Source organism: Thiomicrorhabdus aquaedulcis (assembly GCF_004001325.1).
Classification (GTDB): Bacteria; Pseudomonadota; Gammaproteobacteria; order Thiomicrospirales; family Thiomicrospiraceae; genus Thiomicrorhabdus; species Thiomicrorhabdus aquaedulcis.
Map to the genome: position 1 here is coordinate 1,559,918 of NZ_AP018722.1, position 20,617 is coordinate 1,580,534.

Sequence of the window (20,617 nt, forward strand, 5' to 3'; positions counted from 1 at the left end):
ACCACAATTGACCAGGCCTGGTTAAACACAGTAAGACCGCTTACATTGTGGTTATTTTGCCATCTAATAAATCGCGCACAATTCGATCAAGCGCTTCTTCAAACGCACAATCCGAACTGGTAAAGCTAAATACATCGTGCGATGAAATAACCTTATAGGTCTTAAATTGTGACTTTTTACAATGCATCATCTGACTGCCTAACGCATTTAAATACCGCTCGTCAGTGGCAATGGCTTTAAACGTGGGATGCCCGTGATGCCCTAAAGCAATTAAAACATGATCAGAGGGTAAAATAACGCGTGTTGGAAATAACATAAAAACTAACCTTTATCTTCTACTATCTACATTAAGAGACCCTGGCATGCGTAGAGATACCGCCAAAAATGGTTAAAACCTGCCTAACTTCTTGTTAAAAATGATGAATAGCCAGCCATTCACACTATTTTCACCTCAATTTGGTAAGTTCTGTTCATTTTTTGCAGGAATTACACTCGTGCAAAGGTCTCACAAACAAATTAATAAAACTCGTACGGTTGCAGCTCTTGCGTGCCGCTTGCCCAAGACTTTAGCAAGCTACGTGCATACCTGGCTTGCACAGGCCGCGCATTATTGCCCATTAACGCCCGCAATGCTTGTATTTGTTGCGTCGAAGCCTCAACGGGCTGTTTAAAAACCTGCCATCTTACGCCTTCTGTGCAAGGCGGGGTAGTCAACGACCCACTGTACTGATAAAACTGCATATCTGCCGGTAAAAAATACCCCGGATTCAAGTTAATGTCACCTAATGATTTCATTTTTGTGCCTTTTTTAGGCACATTAGCCAATACCGCACTTAACCATTCATTTTCAGCGCCTTCCTGAAACAGCACACTTAAAATTAGCGCCTGTCCATCTCCGTCTTTATGAACAATTTGCATCTCCATAGGATAGCTAAAGCCTTCTAAGGTGTGCTCGCTTGGGGTGTGAAAACCAACGTGGCTTAGGGCATAACGACGGCCTTCACTTAAAATAAAATGACCCATTGGATACTTTATTTGCACACTTTGGTCGACCCATCCCAATTGCACCGACACATCACGATAAGCAAATTGAACCCCGTTCATACCCACGGTACCCTGCGCCAAAGACTCTCTAATATCAATGGGGGACTGATTTTTGCCCGTTTTACACACGCTAAATTTACTGGACAATCCACCCCAATACGCAGGACCTGCTTTGCCGCTGTAACCCCAAGGCAATGCAGGTTTTGCAACAGGTTTGGCAACCGCTTTTTGTTCTGGGCTTGCCGGCGGTTTAGCCGCTGTATTGGCGTTTTCCTGATTGGATTTTTTATCGTCGGTTTTTACAACTTCGGGCTTGGCGGCCGGCTCAACCGGGGGCAACTGTTTTTCAAGCTCTGCACCTAGGTCAATTAAAGGTTCGTCGGCCACGACGGCTGGTTTAGCGTTATTGGCATTAGTGACGTTATTGGTGTTATTAGACGGTTTTTCTTCTGACCAGGCCTGGTTAACGCTAAAAAAAACCAACGCCAACGACATTAAAAATTTAACTTTCATGTGTGTTCCTTAACTCTAAACCCTGAATCAAACCTAAGCTAAATCTAAGCCAACTTGCAAACATACCCAAACTTTTTACCCAGCGCGTGCGTCTAACAAATCTTGAAACACCGCCAATTCCGATTTTTGAATGGCAAACACACCCTCACCGCCGTGGTCGAACTCAAACCAATAAAACGGCAGTTCGGGATACGCTTCTTCTAAATAATATTGCGACACACCCACCTCAACAATCAATACGCCGTCTTCTTTTAAATGCGCAGCGGCTTGGGCTAAAATTTTACGCACCAAATCCAGTCCGTCTTCGCCTGCTTCTAAGCCCAAACGCGGCTCTTGCAAAAACTCTGCAGGCAATGCGTCCATTTCAATGGCGTCGACATAGGGCGGATTAGACACAATTAAATCGTACTGTTTACCGTCTAACGCACTAAATAGATCCGATTCAATGGCGTAGACAAAATCGTTTAACTCATACAAATCAATATTTTGCTGTGCCACTGCCAGCGCATCCGCTGAAATATCCACTAAATCAATTTCGGCATTTGGAAACGCGTCTAACGAGGCAATGCCAATGCAACCACTGCCGGTGCATAAGTCCAGCATATCAGTAACTTCATCAGGATTTACCCATGGCTCATAACGCTGAGCAATTAATTCGGCAATGGGTGAGCGCGGCACTAAAGTGGATTCATTCACCAAAAACCGTACGCCTGCAAACCATGCCTCGCCCGTTAAATAGGCGGCGGGTTTGCGGTTTTCAATGCGACGTTTAAACAAGTCGGTAACCGCTTGCTTTTCGGGTTGGGTTAAGCGTGCTTGCCAATATTTAGCCGGCACTTTAACCGGTAATTTTAAGGCAAAAAACACCAGCACTTTTGACTCATCAAAGGCATTATCCGTACCATGTCCAAAGAACAACTGGGCGGTTGAAAATAATGTGCCACCCCAGCGTACAAAATCGGCCACGGTTTCTAGACCCTCGTATTGATAATTAATGTTCGTCATGTGTGCTCCTTACAATGAGTCGGCGGCGGCAAATAAACCGCCTAAATATGGGGGGGGGATTTAGCGTGTGCGGTTTAGGGTGCGATTTTTAAGGCGTGTTTAGGTCTAAACGCCTTTACAAACTCGTCATTGGTTTCTAAATACGCCCCATCAATTAAATCAATGCAATACGGCACGGCCGGAAACACCGCTGCCAAACACTCGCCTATGGCCGACGGCTTGCCCGGTAAGTTTATAATAAGACTTGCCCCACGCGTGCCGGCAATTTGCCGTGACAAAATCGCGGTAGGAACGTATTTTAACGATTGCGCACGCATTTGCTCGGCAAAGCCATCTAAAATTTTATCGCACACAGCGGCGGTAGCCTCGGGCGTTACATCGCGTTTAGCCGGGCCTGTGCCACCGGTGGTTAAAATTAAACTGCAACCGTGCACGTCGGCTAACTCGATTAAGGTCGCTTCAATTAAGGACTGCTCATCCGCAATCACTCGACTGTGCGCTTGCCAAGACCCTTTTAAGGCTTGCGACACCCAATCGAGCATGGCCGGACCACCCAAATCTTGATATTCACCGCGACTGGCGCGGTCTGAAATGGTGACAAAACCGATGTTAATTTGGTTGTTTTGCATGACTAACCCTTGAAATCAAATTTTTAAACCCACATATAATAACGCATTGTAAAAAGAAGGTTTACGGACTTTATGCCCCGTTTGCGCCAATACTCGTGGTTTACCAACGCATATTCGCTACATTAACCCATATTTGCCCTTAATGGCCTGTAATTACCCTATAATTTGCGCCCTTAAAATACGCCATTCACACCCAAAAGATGCCAACATGACCGACTCAAACCCTTTGCTTGACCCCAATACTCTCATCATGCACACCGATGCAGACGACCAATCGCCGACGGATTTACGGCTAGATAACGTGGACGAAGAGGACGAGTTAGACGATTTTGACCATCTGGACGACAACGACATTCAATTTGACATAGACGACCAAGTTCAAAACGAAGCTGATGGCGATATGGACAACGACGATTTCACCAGTGCGTCTTTAGAAGACCGTATGGCAGCTCAAAACGACTTAAACAGTCCAGCTACGCACTCCAAAAAACCAGTTTTTGGGCAATTGGCCAAACCTGACATTATCCTACCCAATGAAATTTATTTACTGCCGGTTAAAGAACGGCCGTTTTTTCCGGGTCAACAACTGCCCGTACTGCTTAATAAAGTCAATTGGAACGACACGTTTAACGCCGTTAAAGCGGCCAAATGCAAATACATCGGCTTGGTGTATGTTGACCAAGAGCATCACGAAAAAGCCCTGCCCGAAGACTTTTCGGCCATTGGCACCTTGGTGCGCATCCACGACCCTAAAGTTAAAAAGACTTTATTCAACTGATTGCCGAAGGCATTAAACGCTTTCAAATTGACCATTGGATTTCTGAAAAATCGCCGTATCGCGCCCAGGTAAGCTACCCGGCCGACATCAAAAACGGCACCGACACCGAATTTAAAGCCTACGGCTTGGCGATTATGAACGCCTTTAGAGAGTTGTTGCCGCTTAATCCGCTGTACAGCGAAGAACTTAAATACTTTTTAAACCGCTACAGCGCCAGCGAGCCGGCTCAATTGGCCGACTTTGCTGCAGGACTTACCACCGCAGACAATAACGAACTGCAAGATGTGTTAGAAACCATGGACTTGGTGGAGCGCATGGAAAAAGTCCTGGCGCTGTTTAAGCAAGAAATTGAATTTACCAAACTGCAATTTAACATTCGTGAGCGCGTTGAAGAGAGCATAAACGATCATCAACGTGAGTTTTTCTTGCGTCAACAACTCACCGAAATTCAACGCGAACTGGGCATGGTTAAAGACGATCAAACCTTGGACGGCGATCGCTTTCGCGAACGCATTGCCAAACTGGCTTTAAGCGACGAAGCGCTTAAAAAAGCCGAAGAAGAGCTTGAAAAAATCAACCTCCTCGACCCCCAATCGCCCGAATACAACGTAACGCGCAATTGGCTTGATTGGCTTACTCAACTGCCTTGGGGCGTGCACAGTGCCGACAAACTCGATTTAAAACGCGCTAAAAAAATCCTTGATAAGGGTCACGATGGCCTAGAAGACGTTAAAGACCGCATTTTAGAGTTTTTGGCGGTGGGGGTTTTAAAAGGCGAAATTGCCGGCTCGATTATTTGTTTGGTAGGCCCTCCAGGGGTAGGAAAAACCTCGATTGGCCGCTCAATTGCCAATGCATTAGGCCGTAAGTTTTACCGCTTTTCGGTGGGCGGCATGCGCGATGAGGCTGAAATTAAAGGCCATCGTCGTACCTACATAGGGGCGATGCCCGGCAAGTTTATTCAGGCACTTAAAGATTGCGAAACCGCTAATCCAGTGATTATGCTCGACGAAGTGGACAAAATTGGTGCATCGTTTCACGGCGACCCGGCCTCGGCGTTGTTAGAGGTGTTAGACCCCGAACAAAACAGCGGTTTTATGGATCACTTTTTAGACGTGCGTTTTGATCTTTCTAAAGCGGTATTTGTCTGCACCGCCAATACGTTGGACACCATTCCCGCGCCTTTGTTAGACCGGATGGAAGTGATTCGGTTGTCGGGGTACATTACCGAAGAAAAAATGAAAATTGCTCAACACCACCTTTGGCCGGCACTGCTTAATGAAAGCGGTCTGACCAAAGAACAAGTGCAAATAACGCCGGCGGCCGTTCGCCAGGTCATTGAAGGCTATGCGCGCGAATCGGGTGTGCGTAATCTTAAAAAACAGTTGGCCAAACTGGTGCGCAAGTTGGCGTTTAAATTTGTCACCACCGACTTACAAACCATGCGCATTCACGTCAATGAACTGGAAGCGATGCTGGGACAACCCCGTTTTACGCCCGAAAAAATTAACCAGCAAATTGGCACCATTACCGGGCTGGCGTGGACATCCATGGGGGGCGCGACCCTTACCATTGAAGCCAGTCGAGTACACACGTTAAATCGCGGGTTTAAATTATCAGGGCAGTTGGGCGAAGTAATGCAAGAATCGGCGGGCATTGCGTACAGTTTTATCTCATCCAATCTTGACAAATACAAAGCCGACCCCGAGTTTTTTGACAAAGCCTTTGTGCACTTGCACGTGCCCGACGGCGCCACACCCAAAGACGGCCCTAGTGCAGGGGTAACCATGGCCACGGCTTTATTGTCGTTAGCGCGTAACGAAGCGATTAAAACCCCGCTGGCCATGACCGGTGAGTTAAGTTTGACCGGCCTGGTATTGCCCGTGGGCGGCATTCGTGAAAAAGTCATTGCCGCCAAACGCATCGGCCTTAAAGAACTTATTTTACCAGATGAAAACCGCAAGGATTTCTTAGAGTTACCCGACTATTTAAAAGAAGGAATGACCATTCACTTTGCCAAACACTTTGACGATGTAGCGCGATTAACCTTTAACATTCGCGCTAAATCGGTGGCGTTAAAAGCGCATACAGCGCGCAAAACGCTAACACAGGTCATTGCGCCAGCAGGTTCCGGTTCCATAGCCGCCGCCGAAGCGATAAATACAGTACACATTTAAGTAAGAATGCATCAGCATAAATCCAACTGCATTACTGTATGAACCGACAACGCTAAAAGAGTCTTGTTGATTTATTACAATAAAAAAGCATTGACCAGGCCTGGTCAATGCCTTTTTTATTGCCTATAACGTTGTCTAAAATACGTTGTCTAAAATTTTACGCCTTAACAACGCTTAATTCTTAATTCTTAAACGTATAGGTCATTAACGCTGTTCTAATTTCTTTTATTACCCCAGCACTAATCATTAACTCTTTTAAACCGTCCAGTTCGTATTCTCGCATTTCATTACCGCGGTACGCACCCAACGATACCTCAGAAACAATCGCATTGGCCACTTTTAGCATGGCGACCATGGCACGAACACGGTCGTTTTGAATTCGTTCACATTTGTCATTATGGTGCAGCATAATGGCGTTAATCATGTCGACCGGCAAATGCCATTTTTTGGCGATAAGCACGCCCACCATCGCGTGATTAGATTGATACACCGCCTCTTCTTTTTGCAAAATAGACGTAGGCAATGACATAGAGTTTCTAAACAGCGATTCGTATTGCGCCTCAGACTTGGCCGCCAACATTAACGCGCCGGCGTTATGAAACAATCCCAGCATATAAGCCTGATCACGCGTCACATCTTGCACCCAATCCGAAATGTCCGCCATGCAAAACGCCACGTCCACACTGTGATCCATAATGTCTTTAAACAACCCTTTGGTGCCAAATAAGTTTTTAAGTGCAGCCGACACCACCAAGTTGTACAAATTGTCTAACCCAATCACATTCACTGCATCTCTAATAGAATGACACGGTACTTTAAGCTTAAGAATGGGCGAATTAACAATACGCATAACCTCACCAGAGAGCGTGGTGTTTTGTTCAATAATTTGTGCCACGCTTACGGTATTTGAAAACTTGCTTTTAATTTCACGCTCCAACAGCAACACTTCATCGGGCAGTTCTGGAATAGATTGGCCATGAATGGCGTGCATGGCATTGCGTAACTTTTCGTGCATAAAACGTCCTAATAAGGCCTAACTTAAAGCGGTTAAACTGATCAAATTGACATTAATGTGTCACTTATCTTGGTGGATATTGACTCAAAATAGCGTCTACATTTCGTTGGGTAATGATATCTGAATCTTTTGGATTAGCAGGTCGCTCAACTCCGGTATGAGCTTCTCCTCGCCAAATTAATTGACCTTGAGCATTGTGCACATCAATCACCCATTTAGCCTCTTCAACCACTTCGGTTACATAATCACGAGGAAACGCAGTGCCAAAACCTACATTACGACTCATCATACCAAACCCTAAGGTATTTGAAGGCACCAAGGCTTTGGTTTGACTGAGGGTGTAGTGGTACGAAATATAAGCCTGCGGTGCCGATTGCACAAACTGTGCGCCGCGTTGGGTTAAATGATTTTGAATGGCTTTTTCAATGCGTGTGGCCAAAAAGGGATCACTCTTTTTTAAGGATTCTGCCGTAGGTTCAGTTTGCTGAGGGGCGGGCAACCACTGAAAGGTTGAGGCCATTTGAATTCGCGTGCTCGAATCGTAATCTTGTTTAACCGGAATACCTCCGCACCCGCTCAGGCCAATTAGTATCAGCATTAAAGCTAACATTAACAATGAATTATAAAAACCATTTACATTATTTTTAACTTAATAGTAACACTATTTAAACGCATAACACTCTCCAAAATAAATATAACCAGGCCTGGTCAAATGATTTTATTAAACAACAATACTAACGGGGCACAGCCTTAAATGCCGCGTGCAAGGCGTGTTCTATTAATGGCCACACCCGCGCCAAAATAATGGGTTGTGCCGCGGCATTAGGGTGTAACCCATCGGCTTGCATTAACGTCGGATCAAGTGCAACGGGTTCTAAAAAAAATGCATCAAATCGCTCACCAACCGGCAACTTAAATGTTTGCGCCAAACGAGCGTACATATTTTTAAACTCATTATCGTAGGCCGGTCCATAATTAGTGGGTAATTTAACGCCTAATAATACCACTTGGCAGTTAAATCGTGTAGGCGCACACAATGCCATCATACTGTGCAAGTTTTGCTCTGTGGCCGCCAAAGACTGGCCGCGCAACGCATCATTAGCGCCCAATTCAAGCACCAGTACACTGGGTTTATGAGCCTGCATTAGCGCCTCTAAACGTGCTTTGCCGCCCGAAGTGGTTTCACCGCTGATGCTGGCATTGACCACGTTTACAGATTTTTTATTAGTGGCCGACGCACTAAGCAATTTTTGTTGCAATAAATTGCCCCAACCTTGCGCCACATCCAACCCATAGGCCGCACTTAAACTGTCGCCCATTAACAACACCGTTGGGGCACGATGCGTTACACTACTGGCCGACACCGCTTGCAGTTGCGCGAAGGATACACTAGGATAAAACGCTTGCCCTATGCCCATCACCCCCATTACGCTCAAAAACCAAAGTAGTCCAATATTATGCCAAACCCTCTTCAACGCCATGACACTTCTCCTATTTTAGAACTGCAAAACGTGCATTATGCACTTAAATCAGACCAAGATACTCTGAACATTATAAACGCCTGCAACCTTAGCGTGGCGACCAATGAAAGCGTGGCCATCATTGGCCGCTCTGGCTCGGGAAAATCGACCCTTTTGGCGTTAATGGCTGGACTGCAAAGCCCAACCAGCGGCGATATTACTTTGTTAGGCAAAGCCTTAACGACACTGTCTGAAGACCAGCGCGCCCAAGTTCGCGCGCAGCAAGTGGGCTTTATTTTTCAAAATTTTCAACTCATGCCCAGCATGAGTGCACTTGAAAATATATTAATGCCGCTGGAGCTTTTTCAAGTAGACGACGCCAAAACCAAAGCCTTACATGCGTTAGAACAAGTTGGATTAGCGCATCGCGCATCGCATCGCCCCGCCGAGTTATCAGGTGGAGAGCAACAGCGTGTGGCCATTGCGCGTGCGTTTGTCACACACCCAAAAATTTTATTTGCCGATGAACCTACTGGCAACCTAGACGAAGAAACGGCTCAGCAAATTCAAGCGTTGTTGTTTGAGTTAAATCGCACCTTAAATACAACGCTTATTTTAGTGACGCACGATGTGCAGTTTGCCCAAAAATGCGATCGCGTATTGCGCCTTACTCAAGGGCACCTTAGCCAAGATTAATGTGCAAGGGGTCTTGCATCTACGCGTGCAACAGCCTCAAATACTATAACGCTCACAAAAACAGGAAAACACACAATGCAGGCATTTTGGTTAGACAGTATTACCGCCGCTAAATGGTTTTTTCGCAGTGCTAAAAAAGGCGATTGGCTTTGGTTGATGTTGGCGGTGACGATTGCCAGTTTAAGCGTAACCCTGGTAAAACAACTGGGCGAAACAGTACAGCAAAGCATGTTACTCAAAGCCGCCGAATCGCTGGGCGCCGACTTGGTGCTTAAAAGCTCTCGACCCATTGACCCTGTTTGGCAGCAACGCGCCCAAGACTTAGGCTTGCAAAGCGCCGTAAGCACCGAGCTTATTACCATGGCTCTGGCCGGCACGCAGTTTCAGCTAGTGCAACTTAAAGGGGTGTCTAACAATTACCCGTTGCGTGGTTCAGTTATTAATAAAACACCCGGTGACGGCTGGTGGATTGAGCCCAAAGTAGCCGATTTACTGCCGCTAACAGAACATCCTAACATTACGATGGGTCAAATTACCTTGCCGGTTAAAGGCTTATTTGACCGTGCGCAAAATTTCAGTCCTATGAGTGGCTTTGCCCCGCAAATTTGGACCGATTTAGAAACCCTGTCGCGCACTCAATTAATAGGGCCTGGCAGTCGTGTTAATTACGAGATGAGCTTTGCTGGCAAACCCGCGCAAATTACTGCGTTATCTAAGCAACTTAAAGTGCAAAATCAAGCGCATTGGCAAATTATTTCGGCGCAAGCGCCCAACGAAGATTTAGAAAAGTCGCTCAACACCGCTTGGCTATTTTTAGATTTATCGGCTTTATCGGCGGTCTTGGTAGCGGGTATGGCCATTTTAATTGCCAGCCGATTTTATTTAACCCGCTGGCAAAACAGCATGGCATTAATGCGTGCGTTTGGTGCTAACAACATCAAAATGCGCCGCCTGTTTGCCTTGCAATTGACTTTTATAGCATTTTTTAGCAGCTTAATAGGCATGGGATTAGGCATAGGATTGTGGTGGTTATTAACCCCACTATTAGGTGAATATTTTACCCCATTGGTATTGCCCAACCCCAGGAACGCCATGGCGATTGGCTTAATCAGCGGCATTTTGGTGTTGTGGAGTTTTGCGTGGCAAGCCTTTCAAAGTGCGCTGCAAACCTCGCCGATGGCCGTGCTAAAAAGCGTGCCTAAATCACCCAGTGGGGCGCACTGGTTTATTAGCTTTGGTTTGTTACTGGCGTTAATTAGCTTAATGCTGGGCACCGTTGCCGTGCTGTGGGTAGTATTGGGATTATTGGTCATGAGCTTGGTGCTGTACGGCTTTGCCATTGGGTTGCTTAAGGTCATGAGTGCCCTGCAAACCAACAGTGTGGGCTGGTTTAGAATTGCATTGTCTAATTTATTAAAAGAACCAGGCCTGGTTAAAGTGCAATTAATTTCGGTGGGCTTAGTGCTGTTTGTTTTAATGCTAATGACATTTGTACGCCAAGATTTATTGCAAAATTGGCAGGCCAGCTTACCCGCCACCGCGCCTAATACCTTTGTAATGAACATACAGCCAGACCAATTAGACACGACTCAACGCATTTTAAACGATCACAATATAACGCCCCCACTGGTGCCTATGGCGCGTGGTCGGTTAACGGCGTTAAACGACCAGCCCTTACTGGCCTCGCAACAATTAGAAGACCGTGCACGACGTTTACTAGAACGCGAAGCCAACATTGCTATTTTAGACACGTTGCCTGAACACAATGTAGTGGTTAAACAAACTACACCGTCCAATGCGCAGACCAGCGCATTGCCCAATACCCTGCCGAACGTTTCGGTCGAAATGGGCATGGCCGAACTGTTTAACATTAAACTGGGCGACCGCCTTACCTTTGACTTTGCTGGGCAGGCTTACGATTACCAAGTCGCCAGTCTACGTGAAGTAGAATGGCAAAGTTTTCAGCTTAACTTTTTCTTTATTTTAGAACCGGTAGCCGAGCGCATTTTACCCATTTCATATATTGGTAACTTTTACATACACGATGAGGCAACACCTCAAAACCAACCAGGCCTGGTCAATCAACTCACCCAATCGTTAGCGCAACACGCGCCCGGAGTGCTGTTAATTGATGTAAAAAAAATAATGCAACAAATTAAAGACATCATGAGCCAAGCCAGCGTAGCGGTATCGGCACTGTATGGTTTTACTTTATTGGCCAGTTTAGGGGTTTTGTTTACCGCCACCTTAGCCAGTCAGCAAGCGCGGGTGCAAAGTTGGTTATTACTGCGCACTTTGGGTGCAAGCAACCGAACTATTTTTAAAATAGGCCTAACCGAATTTGCCTTACTGGGCGGACTGGCCGGTGTTTTAGCGGCTACATTTGCACAAATAACCAGTGTATTGGTCAGCGTCTTTTTACTTGACACCTCTCCCACTCTCAACTTAGGTTTATGGGTGGTCAGCCTTTTAAGCGGAACCGCGTTATTGCTCACCATAGGTCTCATTACCCAAGCTCGTTTTTTACGCCATAGCCCACAGCAACTAAAACGCTACTTGGATCAGCACTGATCCAATAATCCGCTAACAATTGGGTAACACATTTGCACCCACATTTTGCACCCACATTTTGCACCCACATTTTGCACCCATTGCACCACATTTTGCACCCACATTTTGCACCCACATTTTGCACCCACATTTTGCACCCACATTTTGCACCCACATTTTGCACCCACATTTTGCACCCACATTTTGCACCCACATTTTGCACCCACATTTGCACCCACATTTTGCACCCGTGGACATTGGCTACCAAGACTCGCCTCTAAGCATGTCCAAGTAGGCCATAAACCCATCCGACCAGGCCTGTTTAAGCTGAACATTAAACTGGACTTGTTGTTCATCAAGCAAATCGCTCACAAGCGGTTGTACTTGATATGGGTTGTTTTGATTGCGAATAGCAATGCCGTTTTCCAGCAGTGCTTCTGCTGAGGCCTGTCCGGCAAATTGCCGTCCGGCTTCGCACGCTTGAGCAATTTGGTGCTCGTCATACCCGGTGTCGGCCAAACGGCTGAGCGGCTGATGTTTAAACTGCAAAGCAAACAATGTATGCTCTACTTTAAACCACACTGCCACTTCGCTAGGCTGAGCTTGCAATAAAATATCGCGCAAACAACTGGGCACATCGTACCCAAACAAATGGGCTAATTGCGCGCGTAAGCGGCGGCTGATTAAATAATCGGCCTGCAAAAATGCCCAATCTTGCGGGGTTAATTCGTTGGTGGACTGCATGCATTCTCCTAAGGGGCTCTAAGCTAATAGGCGGGGATTTTTAACCTAAAATCCAGCCAGTGATATCGCCGTGTAACAATTGTATAAAGACCTGAAGTGCATTTTACACATTCTTATTACACACTCTCAATATGTTCAAACAACCATTGTGCACGTTCGCCAATATCGTGTTGCTGACTGGGTGTTTTTTGCTGCCAATTTTTAACCTGCATACCCAAACGCGGATGACCGGCCAATAACGATTCGTGCCGACGCACAAAATCCCAATACAACGTGGTAAATGGACAGGCCTGCTCGCCACTGGCTAAGGTGGGTTTATACGGGCACTGTTTACAGTAATTAGACATTCTATTAATGTATGCGCCACTGGCAATGTAAGGCTTTGAACCCACAATGCCACCGTCGGCAAACTGGCTCATGCCCAGCGTATTGGGCACTTCAACCCACGCCACCGCATCCACAAACATGGCTAAATACCATTCGTGCACTTGCTGGGGTTTTGCTCCCCACAACAACGCAAACAACCCAGTGACCATTAAACGCTGAATATGATGCCCATAACCGTGCGTCAGCACCTGCTCAATACTGTGATGCAAACACACCATTTTGGTTTGACCGTGCCAATACAGACTGGGCAACGCACGGTGTGCATCTAAGGCATTAAACTCCAGCCAATCGTGGCGATAATGCCAATACAACCCACGAACGTACTCGCGCCATCCTAGCACCTGCCTAATAAACCCTTCTACCGCATTTAAACTCGCTTGCTGTTGCACATACGCATGTTGTACAGACTGCAACACCTCATGCGGATTAAGCAGCTTAAGATTAAGCATGGCCGAGATGTGCGAATGAAACAACCACGGCTCACTTGTCCACATAGCGTCTTGATGATCGCCAAAGTAGCGCAAACGGTGCTCAATAAAATGCGCCAACACGTTTAAAGCCTGCACGCGGGTCACTGGCCAGTCAAACGAATTTAAGTAGCCTGGTAAATTAGGCAAATAGGTCTGCACATCGTGCATGACCGCGAGCGTGAGCGCGTCGGCGCTAAAACGTAACGGTGGGGTTAAGTTTTGCGGACCGGCTTTAGCAAACGCTTGACGATTGTCGGCGTCAAAGTTCCAACGCTCGCCTTCGGGCTGGCCATTGGCTTGCATTAAGATGCCGGTACGTTTACGCAATTGACGATACCAATACTCAAGCCGCGGTTGTTTGCGTCCAGTCATCCACTGTTCAAACTCGCCGGGCAAGCTTACAAAATGTGTGTCAACCACCCATTCCAGCGCCACATTGTGCGCGGCACAAACGCTTTTAAAACTCGCCACCAAACGATAGTCGCCCGGCACCACGCAGCATACGCGTTGCACGTTATGGGCGTGCAAAGTAGCGTGTAGTGCCTCTGCAAAACTGGCCACCTTTTGGTTTAAAGACACATAAATTAAGGGTCTTTGCTGTGCGCTTTGTTGTTGGGCAAAATGGCGCATGGCACTTAAAAACAGCACCGTACGTTGCTTGCTTGAAACAATGTCCAGCGATTCGTCCAATACCTCGGCCATCCAAACCGCATCGGTATTGCCATTAAAATGCGCCCAAAGCGCACTTTGATCATCGAGCTGATCGCCCAACACCAAACACAAACGGTCTATGGCGTGTGCGGGTGCAATACACTCAATATGTGCGTTATCCATAATTTACCTGCGGGTAGTTGATTTAGATTGAGGCTCATTGGCGATGGGTTTGGCATTGCGCCGACAGCGTTCTGAGCAATACAGCACGTGTTCCCAATTGTTGTGCCATTTTTTTCGCCATGCAAATGGCCGTAAACAAATTGGACAGATTTTTTGCGGTAAATTAACTTTTTTATGCGCCATGGCTAAAACAACGCCATTTGCGCGGCATTTACCGCACGTTTTTTGCTTTGACCAGGCCTGGTCAAACTTTTTCGCGTTCGCAATCGACTGCCGTGTTTAACAAACACCGCTTGGCTTATGGTTTTGGACGATTGGGTTTTGCGTACCTTTGAAAGCGTCTGCTTGGCCAACTGCGCGCTGGCGATTAAGTCGACAATGGGCGCTGGATACGCCAACCCATCGTTGTCAAACAAGCCATTGTGTGCGCTGTGCAACCAAGGTTGGTGAATCAGCACATCGTCTAACGCCGCCAGCTCTGGGCACCATTGGCGAATAAAATCACCTTTAGGGTCGTGGTCTTGCGACTGTTTAACCGGGTTGTAAACGCGCATTTGATTTATGCCCGTTACCCCCGACTGCATTTGCACTTGCGAATAATGAATGCCTGGCTCGTAATCGGTAAACAAACTGGCTAAAAAAGGCGCGGTTTTTTGCCAAGGCAACCACAACTGATAACTGGCAAACGCCATAAGCATGGCGCGCATTCTAAAAGGCAACCAACCGGTATGACGCAAACAACGCATGTTGGCATCAATAAACGGCACACCCGTTTGCCCTGTTTGCCAAGCGCTCAAACGCTGTTGCGCAGCGGCATCCCACGGCCGTAAATCGTCAAACAACGGGTGCATGGCGCTAAACTCGATACTGGGTTGCGTTTCTAACTTTTGCACAAAGTGACTCGCCCAAAAACAGCGTGACATAAACGCATTTAAATTTCTCTGCTGACTCGACACGCTTAACTGCACATCAATCGCCTGCATAACCTCACGAATCGACACGGTTCCCCACGCCAAATGCGGGCTTAAACGCGAAGAAAACCGATTGGCCAGGCCTGGTTTGGCGATGGTTTGCAAATAGCGAGCGACCCGATCGGTTAAAAATCGAGAGAGCAAGCTCAACCCCAAGCTTCGACCACCACGCTGCGTGTGCTCATTGGGTTCAATGGGGCATAAACACAATTTAAAGCGTTGCCATTTAAGCCCATCGCAACCCATCGCGTTGACCAGGCCTGGTAAGGTGTGCGGTTCGGGATAGATGGGCTGTTTAAAAAAAGCCTTAGAAATCGCTTGATAGTGGTCGCGATGAAACCGGCCGCGCTGCACTGCCTGCTGGGTAAATTGATGCCATTCAATGCCATGCGCCTTGCACCAGTTGGCCACCGCCCTGTCGCGCTTAAAACTCCAAGCGTTACCGGTTTCTTGATGACTCCACAAACCAAGCAGCGTATGGTGTTTGGCTAAATAGTCCAATACCTTCAAAACATCGCCCTGTCCCACGCTTAACGGCTGACCTAGCTCAGCCAAACGCGTGTCCAATTCGTGCAGGCTGTCGAGCACAAATTGCCATTGACGCAACGACGCGTCGGGCTGGGTCCAAGCCTCGGTTTCAAACACATACAACGGCAAAACCGCCGCCCCACTTTGCAACGCCGCTGCCACCGCCAGAACCAAAGGCGCATGATCAAGCGTGCGTAAATCGCGTTTAAACCACACTACATGAATTTTGGGCAAAGGGGCTGACATAACAATGCGCTCTACTTAACTTAAAAGTGATGCAAGATTGTACACTCTTTGCATAACTTAACCACTTCTTGCGGCGTTCTACAGCCCTCTTTTACGCACCAAGGTATTTCAACCCTGCAGATACGTACAAGCACAACATAATAAAACTTTGTTATGCAATACATAACAAACACTAATCCACAAATCCTTGTTGCGCAGGCCTTAAACCTGTAATATTTGCCTCAGTTTAAAACACATTTATTTTATGGTTTTTAGCGGCATTGTGGGTGCAACATCGCAACCCAAACTAACTCATACGTTTAACTAAGGATGAAAACATGAAAAAAAGAATGATTACTCTGGCTATTTCAGTGATTGCACTACAAGGTTTTGCCATCACAGCCTCTGCTGACGGACACGCTCACAGCTCTGTAGCAGATTCTGTGATTGAAAAACAAAATGCCACTTTGGCCAACAACACCAACGGCAAAGGCTATGGCCCACAAGCACCTAGAGATTTAGACGCCAAAGCGGGCAACAACGCGCGCATTTTTAACGAAGCGCCAGCGTACACGCAAATGAACTTATGTGACATTCATTTTCATGAAAACGCCGAGCACAAAGGTGGCGAATTTACAACGTACGCCGGCAATGGCGATGGAAACGGCTATAACAGTGGCTTTAAATACAACGGCACTTTAACAACTGCTGAAAGCAAGCCTTTGAGTGCCGAAGTGTGCAAAGGCAAACACGGCGGATTGCAAGTAGGTGACACCATCGAGATTCATTACGTACACTCGACCGCACTGGCCAAGCCTGCACCTACATTAGGTTCGTGCTTAAGCGAAACCGACATTAACCCGCAGCTGCGTGTAGAAGGCCAAGTGTTTGTATTGGTTAACGACAGCAAAGCCCTCGACTTTATGAAATTAACCGAAATCGGCATGAAAAACGGCTACCACCAAGCCCTTAACATCCCTAACGACATGGGCACGCCTATCCGTTACGCAGGTTCAACCACCGGCCCTACTTACAATGAAAAAGGCTCACTCATGCAGGTTTCTTGGAGTGTGCGCCCTAAAGTGGCTAAGGTAAACATTAACACAGTGGGTGAATGGTGTAAGAGCAACGTGTTTAACGAAGACCACGCACACGGCGTTAGAAATTTAGTCGTAAACCCAGATTTACTCTCAGAAATGAAATAATTATTGCCATTAATTTTTTTACGAGTTTGTAGAAATTTATTAAACACCCCCCGTTAAACACTTTTTAGTAAAGGTTTAACGAGTTTTTTATGCTCACAATTTAAAAAATGAAAGGTCAATAACATGGCCTTTTTACACACCACTCTTAAGAAGACTTAAAAAGAGTTAAAGCTTACACTCCAAGTGATACGCTACTTTTAAGGTGTTTTGCAATAAGGTCGCAATGGTCATAGGCCCTACTCCGCCTGGCACGGGGGTAATCCAACCTGCGCGCTCTTTAGCGCTGTCGTATTCCACATCACCACACAATGTACCGTCGTCTAAACGGTTAATGCCCACATCAATCACAATCGCGCCGGGTTTGATCCATTCGCCTTTTACCATATTAGGAATTCCCACGCCCACCACGACCAAGTCGGCCTCGGCTACTTTTTGCGCCAAGTCTTTGGTGGCACTGTGACAAATGGTCACGGTCGCACGTTCGTTTAATAACTCAAGCGCCATAGGCACGCCCACAATATTAGACGCGCCCACTACCACAGCATTTAAACCACGCAAAGGAATACCGGTTTTGGCCAACATGGTCATTACGCCATGCGGAGTACACGGCGCTAACTGAATCATGCGCGTGGCCAATCGCCCTACGTTATAAGGGTGAAACCCATCCACATCCTTGCAAGGGTGAATGCGCTCAATAATGGTTTCGGGGTTAATGTGTTTGGGTACGGGCAACTGCACAATAATGCCGTGCACCGTGTCGTCGGCATTAAGTTTATCAATTAAGGCCAAAACCGCTTCTTGTGTGGTATCAGCCGGCAACACTTCAGACACATCTTTAAAACCGGCTTTGTGACAAGCCAATTTTTTATTGCGCACGTACACTTGTGAGGCCGGGTCTTCACCCACCATAATCACCGCTAAACCCGGCGGATTTTTGCCCAACGCAACTTGCGCATCAACTTCTTGTTTAATGGTTTCACGTAACTCTTCTGCAATGGCTTTGCCGTCAAGAATCTTAGCTGACATAACTATCCCCAATATTAGGTTTTGTAGGTTTTAAATAGGTTTTTAAAGCGTGTATTTATAGCCAATAAAAACGTCCATCATACTCGATTTAAGCCAACTCGCCCACTTAGAGCAAGCCATAGAATCCAATTTTGCTTAGATTATTAATCCCCATTCTAAAAATTAATTACAAGTCGCAAACATTTTCAACCAATCAATCATCGACTAATCAATAAGTTACCAATAATCGCGCCAAAGTCTTTTAAAAGACATTGGCCATTTTAAAAAATATTTAATATCGGGTGTTGACAGCTATAAGCCTCGTCTATACAATACGCCACATCTTCGGAGTGTAGCGCAGCCTGGTAGCGCACCTGTTTTGGGTACAGGTGGTCGGGGGTTCAATTCCCTCCACTCCGACCATATTCTTATTGGCTTGAAAAATATGTTTCAGGCTAATAGTTACAAAGTTCGATAGAGCGCCCATAGCTCAATTGGATAGAGCATCGCCCTTCTAAGGCGAGGGTTTCAGGTTCGAATCCTGATGGGCGCACCATTTAGGTGGGTCAATCAAACACTACTATGGTGGATGTAGCTCAGTTGGTAGAGCCCAGGATTGTGATTCCTGTTGTCGCGGGTTCGATCCCCGTCATTCACCCCATTTTTATTTGTTTTACGTAACATCCTTTCTTCTTTTCTATCTATTATTTACATGCTCAGCCATGCAATAGATTTAGAATTCAATCTAAAAATCTTATATCTATAATCTCAAAAAATACCCCAGTAGATGCTGACTTATAAAACACATCGTTATTTTTTGTCTTTTTTATACCTCTAAAAACCTCATTAACGGGCTCTATACCCGCTAACTTAATTTTTCTCTTTAGCCATTGGCTACAAAAACTTTAAAACCAAGACAATCAGGACAACCTGCAGCAAAACAATGGCCCAATAACTTAACTGAAACGACGTTTTAATGGTTTTATGTCTAAAAAAGGTTTGTGCAAACAATGCCGCTGGAGAACCACCTATCATGGCCAAACCATGCAATACTTTTTCAGGCACTCTAACTCTATTAGAACCGGCAATCGCCTTGTCATAACCGTACATTAAAACGGTAACCGCATTAATGCCCAGCAAATAGGCCAGCACAAAGTGGAATACTTGGCTTAAATAAACGCTTAGCAACACAACCAATATCAAGGACACTAGCGCAAACAATCCAAATGGCGATAAGTGTTTCCCCCCAACCTTTACCGAAAACGCGGCCTTGCCTTTTGATGTGTTTTTTATCTCAAACTCAACCTCTTGACCCGGCTCAAGCACCTTGGCATTAACAACATTACTAATATGAACAAACACATTTTTTTCATATTCGGCCGAGCGAATAAACCCAAAGCCTTTGGCTGCATCAAACTTAATAACCACTCCTTTCATACACTCCCCTTTTTTATAGTTATATTTCAATTTGAGACCTTTGCACGAGAGGGGCACGAGAAAAAAATGAGGAAAAATTTACCTGATTGAGGCGGGAAACGCAGTGAATAGCTAGCTATTCACAAGTTTTCCAACGAAAAGCAGAAAAATTTTAACCATTTTTGGCCGTGCATCCACTCGTGCAAAGGTCTCATTTGTAACACCCACTCTTTAGCACTGATTAAAACTGGCGAATGGTGGATGTAACCACTCCCCAAATCACAATATCCGAACCCTCTTTAACTGGAATGGGCGGATATTGATCGTTTTCGGGTACCAACCAGGTACCCGTTGATTTAAGCGACAACCGCTTAACGGTTAACTCGCCGTCTAATGCAGCAATGACAATTTTTCCATCGGTGGGCTTTAGGCTTTTATCGACTACCAAAATATCACCATCAAATATGCCAATTTTTTTCATGGAGTCGCCCTGCACCTTAAGCAAAAATGTTGCGTCTTTATTCTTAATTAACTTGTCATTTAAATTAAGGTGCGCCTCTACGTAGTCGTCGGCTGGACTGGGAAAACCCGCCACAACCTTATGACTGTACAGCGGCACAGTTTGACCTTGATAAGCACTTAACGTACTTGGGGCTAAAAAAACCTGGGCATTTGCTTTAGCCAAGTCTTGCCACTCGCCTTGCTGATGCGTTAAAGACGCATTTAAATCAGATTGCAAGGTCACCCCCAACGCTGGCGTTTGTGCAGCCAACCACGATTTTATTATCGCCACTTTAGATTCGGGAACACGCACCACTTTAGTCGCCTCACCAAATCGACCACTGCCTTTTTTTCGCCCAGCCCCACTTCGAGAACCACCGTGTGATTGAACCATACTTACCTCTTGAAATAGGTTACTTACCTTGAAAATTGTTACAAAAAATCAAAAAACACCGTACAATAAA

19 protein-coding genes and 3 tRNA genes are annotated in these 20,617 nt (G+C 46.1%); 8 read left to right on the plus strand and 14 right to left on the minus strand.

Going from position 1 to position 20,617, the window contains the following annotated elements; genetic code table 11:
* Window positions 1-40: 40 nt before the first annotated feature.
* From EP181_RS07140 to mog, 4 genes are all read right to left on the minus strand, one after another.
* Window positions 41-316: a hypothetical protein gene (locus EP181_RS07140; RefSeq protein ID WP_127471033.1), complete on the minus strand. Its 276-nt coding sequence runs from the start codon at window positions 314-316 to the stop codon at window positions 41-43.
* 200 nt (window positions 317-516) lie between these two features.
* Entirely contained in the window at window positions 517-1,557 is a 1,041-nt protein-coding gene (locus EP181_RS07145) for a carbonic anhydrase (RefSeq protein WP_127471034.1), read from the minus strand.
* Window positions 1,558-1,632: 75 nt separating this feature from the next.
* Complete coding sequence (prmB, locus tag EP181_RS07150; RefSeq protein ID WP_127471035.1) at window positions 1,633-2,562, minus strand: 50S ribosomal protein L3 N(5)-glutamine methyltransferase; 930 nt, start codon at window positions 2,560-2,562, stop codon at window positions 1,633-1,635.
* Between the two features lie 74 nt (window positions 2,563-2,636).
* Window positions 2,637-3,191: a molybdopterin adenylyltransferase gene (mog, locus tag EP181_RS07155; RefSeq protein ID WP_127471036.1), complete on the minus strand. Its 555-nt coding sequence runs from the start codon at window positions 3,189-3,191 to the stop codon at window positions 2,637-2,639.
* 208 nt (window positions 3,192-3,399) lie between these two features.
* Between mog and EP181_RS12455 the strand changes: the two genes are divergently transcribed.
* Together EP181_RS12455 and lon are read left to right on the plus strand one after the other, a co-directional pair.
* Window positions 3,400-3,969, plus strand: coding sequence for a hypothetical protein (locus tag EP181_RS12455; protein WP_232023373.1), 570 nt, complete (start codon window positions 3,400-3,402; stop codon window positions 3,967-3,969).
* Between the two features lie 38 nt (window positions 3,970-4,007).
* The gene (lon, locus tag EP181_RS07160; RefSeq protein WP_232023576.1) at window positions 4,008-6,146 is read left to right on the plus strand and encodes an endopeptidase La; all 2,139 of its coding nucleotides are present in this window, start codon (window positions 4,008-4,010) and stop codon (window positions 6,144-6,146) included.
* A gap of 181 nt (window positions 6,147-6,327) precedes the next feature.
* On the opposite strand, the gene EP181_RS07165 is transcribed toward lon, so the two are convergent.
* From EP181_RS07165 to EP181_RS07175, 3 genes are all read right to left on the minus strand, one after another.
* Window positions 6,328-7,161, minus strand: coding sequence for an HDOD domain-containing protein (locus tag EP181_RS07165; RefSeq protein WP_127471037.1), 834 nt, complete (start codon window positions 7,159-7,161; stop codon window positions 6,328-6,330).
* Between the two features lie 64 nt (window positions 7,162-7,225).
* A complete protein-coding gene (locus EP181_RS07170; protein WP_172959715.1) occupies window positions 7,226-7,759 on the minus strand; it encodes a DUF4136 domain-containing protein in 534 nt (177 codons plus the stop codon).
* 136 nt (window positions 7,760-7,895) lie between these two features.
* Window positions 7,896-8,588: an arylesterase gene (locus tag EP181_RS07175; protein ID WP_127471847.1), complete on the minus strand. Its 693-nt coding sequence runs from the start codon at window positions 8,586-8,588 to the stop codon at window positions 7,896-7,898.
* A gap of 30 nt (window positions 8,589-8,618) precedes the next feature.
* Between EP181_RS07175 and EP181_RS07180 the strand changes: the two genes are divergently transcribed.
* Window positions 8,619-9,317: an ABC transporter ATP-binding protein gene (locus EP181_RS07180; RefSeq protein ID WP_127471039.1), complete on the plus strand. Its 699-nt coding sequence runs from the start codon at window positions 8,619-8,621 to the stop codon at window positions 9,315-9,317.
* A 75-nt stretch (window positions 9,318-9,392) separates the two neighbouring features.
* Window positions 9,393-11,888 (plus strand): ABC transporter permease, encoded by a 2,496-nt coding sequence (locus tag EP181_RS07185; protein WP_127471040.1) that lies wholly within the window; start codon window positions 9,393-9,395, stop codon window positions 11,886-11,888.
* Window positions 11,889-12,128: 240 nt separating this feature from the next.
* Here the strand turns inward: EP181_RS07185 and EP181_RS07190 are convergent, their stop codons facing one another.
* From EP181_RS07190 to EP181_RS07205, 4 genes are all read right to left on the minus strand, one after another.
* The gene (locus EP181_RS07190; protein WP_127471041.1) at window positions 12,129-12,611 is read right to left on the minus strand and encodes a hypothetical protein; all 483 of its coding nucleotides are present in this window, start codon (window positions 12,609-12,611) and stop codon (window positions 12,129-12,131) included.
* Between the two features lie 116 nt (window positions 12,612-12,727).
* A complete protein-coding gene (locus EP181_RS07195) occupies window positions 12,728-14,302 on the minus strand; it encodes a cryptochrome/photolyase family protein (RefSeq protein ID WP_127471042.1) in 1,575 nt (524 codons plus the stop codon).
* A gap of 3 nt (window positions 14,303-14,305) precedes the next feature.
* A complete protein-coding gene (locus EP181_RS07200) occupies window positions 14,306-14,485 on the minus strand; it encodes a DUF2256 domain-containing protein (RefSeq protein ID WP_127471043.1) in 180 nt (59 codons plus the stop codon).
* Between the two features lie 2 nt (window positions 14,486-14,487).
* Entirely contained in the window at window positions 14,488-16,047 is a 1,560-nt protein-coding gene (locus tag EP181_RS07205) for an FAD-binding domain-containing protein (RefSeq protein ID WP_127471044.1), read from the minus strand.
* A 317-nt stretch (window positions 16,048-16,364) separates the two neighbouring features.
* Here EP181_RS07205 and EP181_RS07210 point away from each other — a divergent pair, with 317 nt between their 5' ends.
* Window positions 16,365-17,231: a delta-class carbonic anhydrase gene (locus tag EP181_RS07210; protein ID WP_127471045.1), complete on the plus strand. Its 867-nt coding sequence runs from the start codon at window positions 16,365-16,367 to the stop codon at window positions 17,229-17,231.
* Between the two features lie 165 nt (window positions 17,232-17,396).
* On the opposite strand, the gene folD is transcribed toward EP181_RS07210, so the two are convergent.
* Window positions 17,397-18,257, minus strand: coding sequence for a bifunctional methylenetetrahydrofolate dehydrogenase/methenyltetrahydrofolate cyclohydrolase FolD (folD, locus tag EP181_RS07215; protein WP_127471046.1), 861 nt, complete (start codon window positions 18,255-18,257; stop codon window positions 17,397-17,399).
* A gap of 325 nt (window positions 18,258-18,582) precedes the next feature.
* Between folD and EP181_RS07220 the strand changes: the two genes are divergently transcribed.
* The 3 genes from EP181_RS07220 (at window position 18,583) to EP181_RS07230 (ending at window position 18,897) form a co-directional block, all read left to right on the plus strand.
* Window positions 18,583-18,659: transfer RNA gene (locus tag EP181_RS07220), tRNA-Pro, on the plus strand.
* 56 nt (window positions 18,660-18,715) lie between these two features.
* Window positions 18,716-18,792, plus strand: a tRNA-Arg gene (locus tag EP181_RS07225).
* A gap of 29 nt (window positions 18,793-18,821) precedes the next feature.
* Window positions 18,822-18,897: transfer RNA gene (locus EP181_RS07230), tRNA-His, on the plus strand.
* Window positions 18,898-19,130: 233 nt separating this feature from the next.
* Here the strand turns inward: EP181_RS07230 and EP181_RS12890 are convergent.
* Together EP181_RS12890 and EP181_RS07240 are read right to left on the minus strand one after the other, a co-directional pair.
* A complete protein-coding gene (locus tag EP181_RS12890) occupies window positions 19,131-19,673 on the minus strand; it encodes a DUF1294 domain-containing protein (protein ID WP_127471047.1) in 543 nt (180 codons plus the stop codon).
* Between the two features lie 220 nt (window positions 19,674-19,893).
* Window positions 19,894-20,547, minus strand: coding sequence for a LexA family protein (locus tag EP181_RS07240; protein ID WP_127471048.1), 654 nt, complete (start codon window positions 20,545-20,547; stop codon window positions 19,894-19,896).
* Between the last annotated feature and the right edge of the window lie 70 nt (window positions 20,548-20,617).

Coding starts and splice junctions, on each gene's coding strand:
- EP181_RS07140 (WP_127471033.1), bottom strand. CDS start 316: ATGTTATTTCCAACACGCGTTATTTTACCCTCTGATCATGTTTTAATT.
- EP181_RS07145 (WP_127471034.1), bottom strand. CDS start 1,557: ATGAAAGTTAAATTTTTAATGTCGTTGGCGTTGGTTTTTTTTAGCGTT.
- prmB (WP_127471035.1), bottom strand. CDS start 2,562: ATGACGAACATTAATTATCAATACGAGGGTCTAGAAACCGTGGCCGAT.
- mog (WP_127471036.1), bottom strand. CDS start 3,191: ATGCAAAACAACCAAATTAACATCGGTTTTGTCACCATTTCAGACCGC.
- EP181_RS12455 (WP_232023373.1), top strand. CDS start 3,400: ATGACCGACTCAAACCCTTTGCTTGACCCCAATACTCTCATCATGCAC.
- EP181_RS07165 (WP_127471037.1), bottom strand. CDS start 7,161: ATGCACGAAAAGTTACGCAATGCCATGCACGCCATTCATGGCCAATCT.
- EP181_RS07170 (WP_172959715.1), bottom strand. CDS start 7,759: ATGCTGATACTAATTGGCCTGAGCGGGTGCGGAGGTATTCCGGTTAAA.
- EP181_RS07175 (WP_127471847.1), bottom strand. CDS start 8,588: ATGGGGGTGATGGGCATAGGGCAAGCGTTTTATCCTAGTGTATCCTTC.
- EP181_RS07180 (WP_127471039.1), top strand. CDS start 8,619: ATGCCAAACCCTCTTCAACGCCATGACACTTCTCCTATTTTAGAACTG.
- EP181_RS07185 (WP_127471040.1), top strand. CDS start 9,393: ATGCAGGCATTTTGGTTAGACAGTATTACCGCCGCTAAATGGTTTTTT.
- EP181_RS07190 (WP_127471041.1), bottom strand. CDS start 12,611: ATGCAGTCCACCAACGAATTAACCCCGCAAGATTGGGCATTTTTGCAG.
- EP181_RS07195 (WP_127471042.1), bottom strand. CDS start 14,302: ATGGATAACGCACATATTGAGTGTATTGCACCCGCACACGCCATAGAC.
- EP181_RS07200 (WP_127471043.1), bottom strand. CDS start 14,485: ATGGCGCATAAAAAAGTTAATTTACCGCAAAAAATCTGTCCAATTTGT.
- EP181_RS07205 (WP_127471044.1), bottom strand. CDS start 16,047: ATGTCAGCCCCTTTGCCCAAAATTCATGTAGTGTGGTTTAAACGCGAT.
- EP181_RS07210 (WP_127471045.1), top strand. CDS start 16,365: ATGAAAAAAAGAATGATTACTCTGGCTATTTCAGTGATTGCACTACAA.
- folD (WP_127471046.1), bottom strand. CDS start 18,257: ATGTCAGCTAAGATTCTTGACGGCAAAGCCATTGCAGAAGAGTTACGT.
- EP181_RS12890 (WP_127471047.1), bottom strand. CDS start 19,673: ATGAAAGGAGTGGTTATTAAGTTTGATGCAGCCAAAGGCTTTGGGTTT.
- EP181_RS07240 (WP_127471048.1), bottom strand. CDS start 20,547: ATGGTTCAATCACACGGTGGTTCTCGAAGTGGGGCTGGGCGAAAAAAA.